Source organism: Methylophaga sp. UBA5088 (assembly GCF_002414625.1).
Lineage (GTDB): Bacteria > Pseudomonadota > Gammaproteobacteria > Nitrosococcales > Methylophagaceae > Methylophaga > Methylophaga marina.
In genome coordinates, this window is record NZ_DIAC01000051.1 from 55,610 (window position 1) to 68,797 (window position 13,188).

15 protein-coding genes are annotated in these 13,188 nt (G+C 45.0%); 12 read left to right on the forward strand and 3 right to left on the reverse strand.

The features are described 5' to 3' along the window. Window positions 1–196 precede the first annotated feature (196 nt). The 3 genes from B4K20_RS07130 (at window position 197) to B4K20_RS07140 (ending at window position 4,516) form a co-directional block, all read left to right on the forward strand. Entirely contained in the window at window positions 197–2,494 is a 2,298-nt protein-coding gene (locus B4K20_RS07130; RefSeq protein WP_286303618.1) for a DNA translocase FtsK, read from the forward strand. Between the two features lie 64 nt (window positions 2,495–2,558). Further along, window positions 2,559–3,191, forward strand: coding sequence for an outer membrane lipoprotein chaperone LolA (lolA, locus tag B4K20_RS07135; RefSeq protein WP_289282401.1), 633 nt, complete (start codon window positions 2,559–2,561; stop codon window positions 3,189–3,191). After that, complete coding sequence (locus tag B4K20_RS07140; protein ID WP_289282402.1) at window positions 3,188–4,516, forward strand: replication-associated recombination protein A; 1,329 nt, start codon at window positions 3,188–3,190, stop codon at window positions 4,514–4,516. The genes lolA and B4K20_RS07140 overlap by 4 nt, the downstream gene beginning before the upstream one ends. A gap of 1 nt (window position 4,517) precedes the next feature. On the opposite strand, the gene B4K20_RS07145 is transcribed toward B4K20_RS07140, so the two are convergent. The 3 genes from B4K20_RS07145 to B4K20_RS07155 are packed head-to-tail and all read right to left on the reverse strand — an operon-like array spanning window position 4,518 to window position 6,817. Beyond that, complete coding sequence (locus B4K20_RS07145) at window positions 4,518–5,246, reverse strand: class I SAM-dependent methyltransferase (RefSeq protein WP_289282403.1); 729 nt, start codon at window positions 5,244–5,246, stop codon at window positions 4,518–4,520. 16 nt (window positions 5,247–5,262) lie between these two features. Further along, window positions 5,263–6,246: a glutaminyl-peptide cyclotransferase gene (locus tag B4K20_RS07150; RefSeq protein ID WP_289244512.1), complete on the reverse strand. Its 984-nt coding sequence runs from the start codon at window positions 6,244–6,246 to the stop codon at window positions 5,263–5,265. 7 nt (window positions 6,247–6,253) lie between these two features. Next, the gene (locus tag B4K20_RS07155) at window positions 6,254–6,817 is read right to left on the reverse strand and encodes an SRPBCC family protein (RefSeq protein ID WP_289244511.1); all 564 of its coding nucleotides are present in this window, start codon (window positions 6,815–6,817) and stop codon (window positions 6,254–6,256) included. Window positions 6,818–7,033: 216 nt separating this feature from the next. Here B4K20_RS07155 and B4K20_RS07160 point away from each other — a divergent pair, with 216 nt between their 5' ends. The 9 genes from B4K20_RS07160 to hisD form a co-directional block, all read left to right on the forward strand. Then, window positions 7,034–7,837: an ABC transporter ATP-binding protein gene (locus B4K20_RS07160; RefSeq protein ID WP_289244510.1), complete on the forward strand. Its 804-nt coding sequence runs from the start codon at window positions 7,034–7,036 to the stop codon at window positions 7,835–7,837. Further along, complete coding sequence (gene mlaE / locus B4K20_RS07165; protein ID WP_289282404.1) at window positions 7,834–8,613, forward strand: lipid asymmetry maintenance ABC transporter permease subunit MlaE; 780 nt, start codon at window positions 7,834–7,836, stop codon at window positions 8,611–8,613. Before B4K20_RS07160 ends, mlaE begins: the two co-directional genes overlap by 4 nt. An 8-nt stretch (window positions 8,614–8,621) precedes the next feature. Beyond that, complete coding sequence (mlaD, locus tag B4K20_RS07170; RefSeq protein ID WP_349676202.1) at window positions 8,622–9,083, forward strand: outer membrane lipid asymmetry maintenance protein MlaD; 462 nt, start codon at window positions 8,622–8,624, stop codon at window positions 9,081–9,083. Next, window positions 9,084–9,719 (forward strand): MlaC/ttg2D family ABC transporter substrate-binding protein, encoded by a 636-nt coding sequence (locus B4K20_RS07175; protein ID WP_289282406.1) that lies wholly within the window; start codon window positions 9,084–9,086, stop codon window positions 9,717–9,719. It begins immediately after the preceding gene. Next, the gene (locus B4K20_RS07180) at window positions 9,716–10,021 is read left to right on the forward strand and encodes an STAS domain-containing protein (RefSeq protein ID WP_289282407.1); all 306 of its coding nucleotides are present in this window, start codon (window positions 9,716–9,718) and stop codon (window positions 10,019–10,021) included. Before B4K20_RS07175 ends, B4K20_RS07180 begins: the two co-directional genes overlap by 4 nt. Before the next feature lie 18 nt (window positions 10,022–10,039). Continuing rightward, window positions 10,040–10,261 (forward strand): BolA family protein, encoded by a 222-nt coding sequence (locus B4K20_RS07185; RefSeq protein ID WP_286303628.1) that lies wholly within the window; start codon window positions 10,040–10,042, stop codon window positions 10,259–10,261. A gap of 23 nt (window positions 10,262–10,284) precedes the next feature. Further along, window positions 10,285–11,568, forward strand: a complete 1,284-nt coding sequence (gene murA / locus B4K20_RS07190; RefSeq protein ID WP_286303629.1) for a UDP-N-acetylglucosamine 1-carboxyvinyltransferase — start codon at window positions 10,285–10,287, stop codon at window positions 11,566–11,568. Beyond that, a complete protein-coding gene (gene hisG, locus B4K20_RS07195; RefSeq protein ID WP_289244505.1) occupies window positions 11,561–12,205 on the forward strand; it encodes an ATP phosphoribosyltransferase in 645 nt (214 codons plus the stop codon). The genes murA and hisG overlap by 8 nt, the downstream gene beginning before the upstream one ends. Then, window positions 12,198–13,188, forward strand: a 991-nt coding sequence (hisD, locus tag B4K20_RS07200; RefSeq protein WP_289282408.1) for a histidinol dehydrogenase, incomplete at its 3' end; no start/stop codon positions are given. The genes hisG and hisD, both read left to right, overlap by 8 nt.

The following is a 13,188-nucleotide window of genomic DNA, read 5'->3' on the forward strand; positions in this document are numbered from 1 at the left end:
GCAGTATATCCCGCTGGACCTGAGCCTAAAATCAGTAAACGACAGTGTTTGCTGTCTGCCATAAGTGGAGCCTCCAAGAGAGTTATCAGATATGTATAGTTAGAGTAACCATTGCGATGATTTTGGACAAGCATCTAACTTCAAAAGCTGTGTTAAAATCAAGCGTTAATTTATTGGCAGGGTTGGAAATATCACAGTGGCACAGTCGACACGTGTAAATGACAAGCAGAAACAAGAACTCAACTCTGGCGCAGTCGGCTTCCGTCTGCGTGAGGCAGCACTGATTTTGTCAGTCGCATTAGCGGCATACTTACTCTTGTCTTTATGGTCATATCAGCCTACCGATCCTGGTTGGTCAACGACCGGAACCGATGACATCATTGCCAATAGCGGTGGCATAGTCGGCGCTTGGTTAGCTGATGCTTTGCTCTATGGCTTTGGTTTTCCCGCCTATCTATCACCATTAATGATTGGTTTCAGTGGCTGGTTATTGTTTAGCTGGGGAAAACGCGCTGATACAGAAGATGCTCTGCATTTCTGGGTATTAAAAATGGTCGGCTTATTGATGGCTCTGGCTGCAGCCAGTGGTCTGTCTACTCTTAGTCTGAGCGACTATGCCTCGCTATTGCCTCTCGGCGCTGGTGGTGTGTTAGGCGAAGTGGTAGGGCATGGTTTTGAGTCGGTATTTGGCGCCTCTGGCACTAGTTTGCTATTGCTGGCGGTCCTACTCACTGGGGTCACGCTTTTCACCGGACTATCCTGGTTGATGGTGATTGATAAGTTAGGAGCGATGGCCATGATCGTCGCCATTCATGTGGCCCGCTGGGTGCGTGAAATCAAGGAAGAGTTGGAAGCCAAGCGTACTCGTCAAAAACGGGAAGAGACTTTTCATCAGGAAAAAGAAAAGTTACAGCACAAGGCAAAAGTGCGCATTGAGCCAGTCTTAGAGAAAAAAGAGCCAAGCAAGCGCGAAGAAAAAGAAAAACAAGTGCCATTGTTTGAAACACCAGATGCGCCAGGTATGCCAGCCTTAGCTTTATTAGATATGGCTCAGCCGAGTAAGCAGGCCTATAGCGAAGAAGTCTTGCAAGCCATGTCTCGACAAGTCGAGCTGAAACTAAAAGACTTTGGCGTAGATGTTCAGGTTGTAGAAGTTCAGCCGGGTCCTGTAGTCACGCGGTTTGAATTGCAACCGGCTCCTGGGATTAAAGTCAGTCGTATCAGTGGCCTTGCTAAAGACTTAGCAAGAGCGCTATCCATCAGCAGTGTTCGTATCGTTGAAGTCATTCCGGGTAAACCTGTTGTGGGTCTAGAAATCCCTAATGAGAGTCGTGAAATTGTTCGTCTTCGTGAAATTCTGGCCTGTGATGAATACGAGAATAGCAAATCATTGCTAATGATGGCGCTGGGTAAAGATATTGCTGGCCGTCCAGTGGTCGCTAACTTAGAAAAAATGCCTCACTTACTGGTGGCAGGGACGACTGGCTCAGGTAAATCGGTGGCTGTAAATGCGATGATTCTGAGTTTGCTGTACAAGGCAACACCAGAAGATGTGCGTATGATCATGGTCGATCCAAAAATGCTGGAGCTGTCGGTTTATGAAGATATTCCACATTTATTAGCGCCAGTTGTAACGGATATGAAAGAAGCCGCTAATGCTCTGCGTTGGTGTGTTGCTGAGATGGAGCGTCGTTATCCATTAATGGCTGCTTTAGGCGTGCGTAATATCGCTGGTTATAACAAAAAAGTCAGAGAGGCGATTGAACGCGGTGAGCCAATTAAAGATCCAACAATTGAGGTGGAGCCGGGTGAAGTTGGGCCCACTTTAGAGCCACTCCCTTTTATCGTTGTGATTATCGATGAGCTTGCTGACATGATGATGGTGGTCGGTAAACAAGTTGAAGAGCTGATTGCACGTTTGGCGCAAAAAGCACGGGCATCAGGGATTCATCTTATCTTGGCGACACAACGACCTTCTGTTGACGTTATCACCGGGTTAATTAAAGCCAATATTCCGACACGTATGGCTTTCCAAGTGTCTTCGCGAATTGATTCTCGAACCATTCTTGATCAAATGGGGGCTGAGCAGCTGCTAGGGCAGGGCGATATGCTCTATTTACCTCCGGGGAGTGGACTGCCTGAACGTGTCCATGGTGCATTTGTGGATGACCATGAAGTCCATAATGTTGTTGAGCATTTAAAGAAAAATTCACAGCCTAACTATCTTGAAGAAATTACCCAAGATCAGAGCAGTGATGACGGCGATGGTGGTATCGGTGACCCAAGTGATGCAGAGTCAGATCCGCTCTATGATCAGGCTGTGCAAATCGTCGTCGAAAGTCGCCGGGCATCGGTTTCAGGTATCCAGCGCAGACTGAAAATCGGTTATAACCGGGCTGCACGTATCGTAGAGGCTATGGAAGCAGCTGGCGTTGTTTCTGCCATGCAGGGTAATGGTAGCCGTGAAGTTCTGGCACCACCGCCACGCGATTAAATCAGGAACCAGGCTGGCAAACCGGAGTCAGTAGAACATGCAATTTATCTTTCGGAGTCATTGAATGACCATAAAAAAATTAGCACAAGGCTTTTTGCTATTGTTGCTTCCTGTTGTTGCCATGGCAGATATGAGCGGCACAGAAAAGCTCAACCATTTTGTTAAACAGGTGAATACCTTTCAGGCTCACTTTGAACAAACCGTTCTGGATCCTGATGGCAATATAGTTGAACAGGCCCAAGGTCAGTTTCAATTGGCAAGACCTGGCAAGTTTCGTTGGGATTACAATGACCCATACCCTCAGCATATCGTGGCTGATGGTATGAATGTTTGGTTTTATGATGTGGACTTAGAACAAGTTACCGTGAAGGCGCAAAACGAAGCGTTAGAAGATACGCCTGCAACCTTATTATCAGGACAAGCTTTACCCGAAGATAGCTACAATATTCGTAACTTAAAATCGGATGATGGCTTAACCTGGGTGGAGTTAACGCCAAAACAGAGCAGCAGTAACTTTCAATCCGTTATGCTGGCTTTTAATCAAGATGAATTACAGCAAATGATCATGCGTGACAGCTTCGACCAAAGAACACGTTTGATGTTCACTCAGGTGAAAATTAATCCGACATTTAAAAAAGACACGTTTAAATTTAGTGCGCCTGAAGGCATAGATATTGTAGGTGAAGCGCAACAGTGAGTTTGTTTGATCAAGTTGATGACTTAGCTGGGCGTCCGTTAGCGGATCGTATGCGTCCAAAGACGCTTGACCAGTATATCGGGCAGACACATTTGTTGGGAGCGGGTAAGCCGTTGCGTCAGGCGATTGCTTCAGGCCATCCGCATTCAATGATCTTCTGGGGGCCACCCGGTACTGGTAAAACCACTTTGGCTAAACTCATCGCCGGTTATTGTGATGCTGAGTTTATTACTATCTCAGCCGTGTTGGCGGGCGTGAAAGAGGTCCGAGCGGCGGTTGCACGTGCTCAGCAGTTATTGCAGGAGCGTGGTCGTAGAACCATGCTGTTTGTGGATGAAGTGCACCGCTTTAATAAATCTCAGCAAGATGCATTTTTACCTTATGTTGAAGATGGTACGTTTACCTTTATTGGCGCTACTACAGAAAATCCTTCCTTTGAATTAAATAATGCCTTGCTATCCCGAGCCAGGGTCTATGTACTCAAATCCTTAGAGGCTGAAGATTTACGCCAAATCATTGATAGAGCCATGTCAGATGAGGAGTTAGGGTTGGCCGACAGAGGCATTGAGGTGGGCGAGACTTTGCGAGATCAATTAGCACAAACTGCTGATGGTGATGGCCGCAGAGTGTTAAATCTACTTGAAATAGCCGTCGATTTGGCCGATAGCAAAGGTCAGAAAGCCGTCTATGAGCATGATCTTGCTGAAGTGTTATCCGGCACGATTCGACGCTTTGATAAAGGCGGTGAAGCTTTTTACGATCAAATTTCAGCACTTCATAAATCCGTGCGAGGCTCAGCGCCTGATGCTGCACTCTATTGGCTGTGCCGAATGCTGGATGGCGGTTGCGATCCTGTTTACCTGATGCGAAGAGTGGTTAGAATGGCGGCTGAAGATATCGGTAATGCTGATCCCAGAGGCTTACGTATTGCTCTCGATGCTTGGGAAAGCTTTGACAAACTCGGTAGTCCGGAAGGCGAACTGGCGATAGCCCAAGCAGTTGTTTATTTAGCCTGTGCCCCCAAAAGTAATGCGGTGTATACCGCCTTTAAAGCGGCCATGCATGATGCCAAAGCACATGGTTCGGCTGAAGTACCGGTACATCTAAGAAATGCGCCCACCAAATTGATGAAAGAATTAGGGTATGGCAGAGAATACCGTTATGCTCATGATGAACCCGATGCTTATGCTGTGGAGGAAACCTACTTCCCAGAATCAATGCGCGAACGTGAATACTATCAACCCGTGAATCGTGGTCTTGAAATAAAAATAGCTGAAAAACTAGACAGGTTAAGAGCCATGGATAAGCAGGCCCGTCAAAAATAATCTAGCTGTTAACATAAAGATCATAGCGAGTATTTTTACTCTGAATACTGGCACTTGGCTTCTGATTACCAACAAACTCAGCACCTTTGGGACGTTTCACTACGACTCGTCGTAGAGCTACATGTCTAGCCACAGTGAGTAATTCTGCACTATGTGTATCCGGTCCAATTAGTTGGTGTAGTGCCTGCATCTCTTTTTTAACTAACGCCGATTTATCCCGACTGGGATACATAGGATCCATATAAATGACATCCGGCTGTTCCTGCACTGTCGATAAAAAATCAATAGCATTGGCATAATGAATGGTCATTCGTTGTGTAATAACTTTTACTTCGGGATCCATTTCCTGCTGTTGTAAGGCATCTTCGATGAGCAAACTTATCACCTGGCTTTGCTCAAGCATAGTGACCGTGCTGCCTAGGGAGGCTAGGACAAAACCATCTCTGGCAAAGCCTGCGGTAGCATCAATGATGCTTGGGATATGGCCTTGTTTCATGCCAACAGCTTTGGCTAGTGGCTGACCTTTACCACCACCAAATTTACGCCGATGATCATACTTGCCTGACGTGAAATCGATAAAAACAGGATTACCGATATCAGGTATCTGAAGACTCAAACGGTGCTCTTCAATCAATAATTGTACTAGTGACTTATCAAGAGTCTTGATTGGAACGGAGAGTCTTTTTTCGAGGGACTGTGCTCGTGGCAGTGACTGTGAGTTTACTGCCACGAGACTATCTAATGCGTTATTCAACGGTCGTAATAAATTGTCCAAAGGAGCGAGGGCCTTTGCCTGTTTTGATTGAATTGATAACTTTTTCTGTTTTAGTGTCAATGACAGAAACGGTGTTATCACCCCAGTTGACAGCATAAAGCTGTGAACCATCGGCACTAATATCAATGCCTTCAGGTGTGTCTTCAATGTCGATTGTGTTGCTGACGTCAAAAGAGGTCGTGTCAACGACAGAGATGGTGGCCTCATCTTGGTTAATAACGTAGAGTTTTTTATTATCTTTGCTGACAACAGCGCAGTATGGCCAGTCACCGACTTGAATTGTCTCAACAACTTTTGCTGTGTTGGTATCGATGGCTGTGACATTGCTACTTTTGACATTCACACTATAAACGCGTGAGCCATCTGGTGAAATCGCCAGCCCGAATGGTGACTCTCCAACCTCAATTGTATGTGTCACTTGATCATTGCTCAGGTCAATAAATGACACTGTGTTATCGTCACGATTGGAAACGTAAAGACGCTGGTTTTCTTCATCAATAACCAGGCCGGCAGGGGATTTGCCTACTGCAATCGTATCTATCAACTCGCCAGAATCAGGATTAATGATACGAATATTATTTTCATACCAGTCTGCTACATAGACGCGTGTACCACTTTTAGAGGCGGTTACACCGACTGGTCCAGGTCCGACTTTGATTTGACGTGTTTCCGTTAATGACTTTAGGTCAAGCACTGAAATCGTTTGTCCATCGGGATTGGTAACAAAAGCCATATCATGGTGCGGGCTCACACTGATGCCGGCAGGGTGCTCACCTACTGGAATCGTTTTGATAACCGTCTGAGTGCTTAAATCTATGACGCTGACAGTACTGGAGAGCTGATTAGTGATTAGAGCATATTCAGTCTTATCATCAGCACAGGCAGATAAAGTGAAAACGACTGTAAGAAAAAAGGCGACTCTAAGAGCCGCCTTTTGAATATTTTTGAAACACATGATGGAATTATTTTTCCAGCATTGTTTTCAGGTTGTTCAGACCCGATGTGTAAACACCTTTAACAGCGTTAACCGCATCTTCATCACTTTGGCCTTCTGGAACAGGTGGGTTATCCATGAAAGAACGATAAAACTTACCTTTCCATGTGACTTCTGAACCACCATCTTTTGCTTTAACTGATAACCAAGATTTGTAGTTGTTTACTGGTAGTGTGTAGTAAGGAGTATCTTTACTATTGTATGTAATTGTTTTGATAACGCTCATATCTTCGATCTTGTAGATCATCATCATTTTTTCGTTATCAAGTTTTTGCAACTCTTCAGTGATGGTTGGGTGACCTTCACCTTTTAAAGTCAGCTTACGTTGCTTATCACTTAACATTTCAACGCTCGCAACAGCTGGATGCCACTTGTCAATGGCTGTGAAATCACCCAGAACAGCCCAAACTTTTTCAGGAGAGGCATTAATAAGTACTGTTTCTTTAACTGACTGTCGTGTTGGACCATGAGCGCTGGCTACCATTGGTAACAGTGCAACTGCTATGGCAAAAAACTGCAATAATTTTTTCATTATTTCTATCTCCGTTTTTTAATAAATCCGACAGTGACGTTAACAAAGCCATCCTGAACACAGTCTGAACAAATGTCATCGAACACATATCACCATAAGTTGGACTGCACACTCTAGCGGAAGTATCTAATATTTTCCACATGGATATTTGACTTAGTCATACATATTAATGAAAATTAACCCCCTTTATGTCTAACTCAACAAGCGGAGAAGCCTGTGCCACTGATAAAAATCAGGGACTTGCACTTTTATCGTGGTGATCGAGCCATCTTTGATGGCGTGAATATCGATATCGAACGCGGTAAAGTGACTGCGATTATGGGCCCGAGTGGTACCGGCAAGACAACGTTACTTAAGCTGATTGGTGGTCAACTTCGACCAGATAAAGGCACGATAGAAGTCGATGGTCAGAATGTTCACAAGCTGTCACATTCCGAACTCTACGAACTCCGGAAACGAATGGGAATGCTGTTTCAAAGCGGTGCGCTACTAACAGATATCAATGTATTTGATAATGTCGCTTTCCCACTCCGTGAGCACACCAACCTGCCAGAGTCCATGATTCGCGATCTTGTTCTGATGAAGTTGCAAGCTGTAGGGCTTCGTAATGCGCGTCACCTTTCGCCTAATGAATTATCAGGCGGTATGGCAAGACGCGTTGCCCTTGCTCGTGCAATCGCTCTCGAGCCGATGATGATAATGTATGACGAACCTTTTACCGGTCAGGACCCTATCTCAATGGGGACGCTGGTGAATTTGATTCATCGTATGAATGACGCCATGAAGTTGACGAGTATTGTCGTCTCTCACGATGTAGCCGAAACGGCTGAAATTGCTGATTACATCTATCTTATGTCGGCAGGCAAAATTATCGAACATGGTTCACCGGCACAACTGGAACGCTCAGGTTCAGAATGGGTTAAGCAGTTTATGCAGGGGTTACCAGATGGGCCCGTACCCTTCCATTACGGCGGCCCGGACTTTGCTGAGGACTTACTCAACCCTGAGGACAATGCATGATAAATTATATTCGAGGCCTTGGTCGTTGGGGACTGGGTCTGTTCGAGCGGCTGGGACGTGCCCACATTTTATTGGCTTCAATGATCGCTGGCATTCCTGGTTTGTTCTTGCGGTTTTCGCTTGTTATCCAGCAACTGTTTTCGATTGGCGTACTCTCTGTCATGCTCATCGTCATTTCTGGCTTGTTTGTTGGTATGGTTTTGGGGCTGCAAGGGTATAATACGCTTGTTGATTTCGGTGCCGAAGAGTCACTGGGTGTCATGGTTTCTCTGTCTCTAGTGCGTGAACTCGGTCCTGTGGTGACAGCATTACTTTTTGCCGGACGTGCAGGCTCGTCCTTGACTGCAGAAATAGGCTTAATGAAAAGTACAGAACAGTTATCAGGCATGGAAATGATGGCTGTTGATCCTGTGAAACGAATTATTGCTCCCCGTTTTTTTGCCGGGGTCATTTCAATGCCTTTACTGGCTGCCATCTTCAGTGCCGTCGGTGTACTAGGTGGTTTTCTGGTTGGGCATGGTCTGTTAGGCGTTGATGACGGCGCTTTTTGGTCACAGATGCAGGCAAAAACAGATTTATACGAAGATATTTTTAATGGCGTTATCAAAAGTATTGTTTTTGGTTTCGTTGTGACATGGATTGCCTTATTTGAAGGGTATGATGCTATGCCCACATCAGAAGGTGTGGGGAGAGCGACAACTCGTACAGTAGTACATTCAGCCTTTGCCATTTTGGGGCTGGACTTTGTACTGACTGCGTTGATGTTTGGAGATTAGAGAGAATGATGCAGAGTAAAAGTACTGAAATTACTGTTGGAATGTTTGTCGCGGCGGGTATTGCAGCATTGTTTATGTTGGCAATGAAAGTCAGCAATTTGGGAGATTTAACAGAAGAAAGTGGGTATGAACTCATCGCTGAGTTTGAAAATATTGGTGGTTTGAAAGTGCGTTCCCCTGTCACTATGGCGGGAGTCAGAGTGGGGCGTGTGGCCAACATTACGCTTGACCCTCAAACGTTTGATGCCAAAGTGACGCTCAATATGTATCCACAGTTTGATAATATTCCACTCGATACCTCTGCCAGTATCTATACGTCTGGTTTATTAGGTGAGCAGTATATTGGTCTCGTTGCCGGTGCTGAAGATGAATCTTTAAAAAATGGTGATGTCATAACCCTGACTCAACCGGCACTTGTGTTAGAACAGGTTATCGGCCAATTTTTGTACAGTAAAGCTGAAGGCGAATAAATGAACATTTACAAAATAATGAGCAAATCACTGTTATCTCTGATCACATGTTTTTTCCTGGCGACAAGTATGGTCGCTTCAGCTGAGAATATGTCTGAACCTCAAACGCTAGTAAAAAATGCATCCGATAAAATGCTCAAAGCGTTAGAAGATAACCAAGCTGAGCTTGAGAAAAGTCCTGAGAAAATCTATTCATTGGTTGAAGATATTCTCATGCCATATTTTGACTTTGAAAAGATGTCTAAATTAGCTCTAGGAAAAAACTGGCGTCAACTGGATAAAGAACAACGCGTTCAATTTGTTGAAGAGTTTCGCCTGCTATTGATTAGAACTTACTCGACAGCCATGCTTGAATATACAAACGAAGAGATTCGTTTATTACCTTTCCGTGATGATGTATCCAGAAAACGTGTTACTGTTCCTATGGAAGTCATTCAGCCTGCCGGTCCATCCATTCCAATGGCGCTATCACTTTTTCAAAATGATAGCAGTGAGTGGAAAGTTTACGATGTGAAGATTGATGGCATCAGTTTAGTGACCAATTATCGTTCAAGCTTTGCTACAGAGATTCGTAACAAAGGCGTTGACAGCCTTATCAGCGATTTAGCTGAACGTAATGCAAAATTGAAATCATGAGTAAACCGTTCGCTATCAAATATGATGATGCCAGCAAGGCTTTCTTGGTCTCTGGTCCAGTCACACTGGACTCAGCAAAAGATGCCTTAATAAAAACAAAAGGTGTTTTTGATTCGGTGTCAGACATCGAAGTCGACTTGCAAGGAGTCACCGAGTCAGACAGTGCAGGATTGGCACTTCTTCTTGATTGGATGAGAGCCGCGAAAAATGCCAACAAGCCCATCACATTCAAGCACCTGCCTGAACAGATGGACGCGATTGCCAAGGCCTCAGGCCTAGATGAATTGTTGCCCCTAAAATAAAGTTGAAAGTTATAACTTATGAAAGCATCTGATATTAAAGAAATGATTGAAGCGGGTTTACCTGATGCTGATGTACAGGTATTTGGTGACGATGGACAGCATTTTGATGCGCGCGTTGTATGCCCGTCATTTGCTGGAAAGACCTTAGTACAACAGCACAAAATGGTGAAAGAAACGCTGGGTGATAAATTTACCAGTGGTGAAATTCACGCCTTATCACTAAAAACTTCTGCAGCCTAGCAGTAGACAACACAAAGACTGTTATGGACAAATTGATTATTAGTGGCGGTGTAGCGCTTGATGGTGAAATACGAATATCAGGTGCAAAAAATGCTGCGCTTCCGATTTTAATGGGCGCGTTACTGGCCGATTCTCCGGTACGTATCGGGAATGTGCCACATCTGCATGATATCACCACCACTCTAGAGTTATTAGGTCGCATGGGTGTCACACTTACTGTCGATGAACGCTCAGGTGTCGTGATTGATCCCACGACACTAACCGATACCGAAGCCGCTTATGATCTTGTGAAAACTATGCGTGCTTCGATCCTTGTTTTAGGTCCTTTATTAGCAAAATACGGTAAAGCGGATGTGTCACTCCCTGGCGGTTGTGCGATTGGTTCACGTCCGGTTGATTTACATTTGCGTGGCTTACAGCAAATGGGTGCAGATATACGCGTAGAAAATGGTTATATCCGTGCTACCAGTGGTAAGGGTTTAAAGGGGGCTCATATTTTCATGGATCAGGTGACCGTTACCGGTACAGAGAACCTGATGATGGCGGCTACATTGGCGCAAGGTACAACCACGATTGAGAATGCTGCCAGAGAGCCTGAAGTTGTTGATCTAGCAAATTATCTCAACCAGATGGGAGCGAAAATATCTGGTATTGGCACCGCTACGCTGGTGATTGAAGGTGTTAAATCGCTTTCAGGTACCAAATACCAGATATTGCCTGACCGTATCGAAACCGGCACTTATCTCGTGGCTGCGGCCATCACGCGGGGTCGTGTCAAATTAAAAGATACAGATGCCAACCAACTGGAATCTGTTCTGCTGAAGCTTGAAGAAGCGGGCGCTTCTGTCAGTGTCGGTGATGACTGGATTTCTCTGGATATGCATGGCAATAGACCTAAAGCAGTCAATATCAGAACTGCTCCATATCCCGCTTTCCCAACTGATATGCAGGCACAATTTACTGCGCTAAACAGTATTGCTGAAGGGCAGGCTACTATCGTTGAAACCGTTTTTGAAAATCGCTTTATGCATGTTCAGGAAATGCAGCGGATGGGTGCCAACCTTCAGATCGAGGGTAATACGGTGGTATGTAAAGGTCGTGATTATCTAACGGCTGCTCCCGTCATGGCGACGGATTTACGTGCTTCAGCCTGTTTAGTCTTGGCAGCTTTAGTTGCTGAAGGCGAAACAGTCGTTGAACGTATTTATCATATTGATCGTGGTTATGAATGTATTGAAGAAAAACTGCAACAATTAGGTGCGAAAATTCGTCGAATTCCGAGCTCAGCGAGATCTGCAGATGTCTGATACCTTAACGCTAGCTTTGTCAAAGGGACGTATTTTCAAAGAAACCTTACCTTTGCTCGCCGCTGCCGGAATCGTTCCCGTAGATGATCCGGAAACCAGTCGTAAACTTATCCTGGATACTAATCTGCCAGATGTAAAATTGATTATTGTCAGAGCATCAGATGTCCCAACCTATGTGGAATATGGTGGTGCTGATATTGGTGTCGCGGGTAAAGATGTATTGATGGAGCACCCTCATGCAGAGTTATATGAACCTGTTGATCTAAATATAGCTCGTTGCAAATTGATGACAGCTGGTAAGCCTGATGATGAAATGCGTTCTGGCAGGTTACGAGTTGCTACAAAATTTGTTGAGAGTACCCGTCGTTTTTATGCTGAAAAGGGTGAACAGGTCGAAATCATCAAGCTTTATGGCTCTATGGAGCTGGCGCCATTGGTTGGGCTGGCAGATCGTATCGTGGATGTCGTCGATACAGGTAATACCTTACGTGCGAATGGGCTGATTCCAATGGAACATATTGCGGATATAAGCTCAAGATTAGTGGTCAATAAAGCATCAATGAAAATGAAACATAAACGAATGCAATCTTTTATTGAACACATTAGAGACGCAGTTAGAGAACAAAATAATGATTGAAATAAAACAGCTCAGTGCCTCACAAGCTGATTTTTGGACCGCTTTGGAAGATATCCTCGCCTGGGAAGGTGTGTCAGATGACAAAGTGACGGACATTGTCAAAGAAATTCTTGCAGAGGTGAAGTCCCGTGGTGATGAGGCTGTGCTTGAGTATAGTCGCCGGTTTGATCGCGTCACTGCTGAAACGATGTCTGATCTTGAGATTAGTTTGGATCGTGCTAAAGCCGCATTAGAAAATATTCCGTCAGAACAAAGACAAGCCCTTGAAGCCGCTGCTCAGCGCGTACGTCAGTATCACGATCATCAAAAACAGAGCTCATGGAGCTATACCGAAGAAGATGGCACCTTACTTGGTCAACAAGTGACGCCTTTAGATCGGGCAGGACTCTATGTGCCTGGTGGTAAAGCGGCTTATCCATCATCCGTATTGATGAATGCGATTCCAGCAAAAGTGGCTGGTGTCCAAGAGTTGATTATGGTGGTCCCGACGCCTAATGGCGAAGTGAATGAGTTAGTACTCGCCGCGGCGGCAGTTGCTGGCGTTGACCGTATTTTTGCTGTTGGGGGTGCTCAGGCTGTAGCTGCACTGGCCTATGGTACAGAAACGATTCCACAAGTCGATAAGATAGTCGGCCCAGGCAATATCTTTGTCGCGACAGCAAAAGGCATGGTTTTCGGTACTGTGGGTATTGATATGATTGCTGGACCTTCTGAGATTTTAGTTATTTGTGATGGTAAAACCGATCCAGATTGGATTGCGATGGACCTGTTTTCGCAAGCCGAGCATGATGAAGACGCACAATCGATACTTATCTCACCTGATGCAGATTTCCTGGAAAAAGTGAACGCCTCCATTGCTAAGCTTTTGCCGACAATGGAACGCAAAGATATCATCACGATATCATTGCAGAACCGTGCTGCGATGATTCATGTTGAAGATATGGATACCGCTATAGAAGTCGCCAACTTTATTGCTGCTGAGC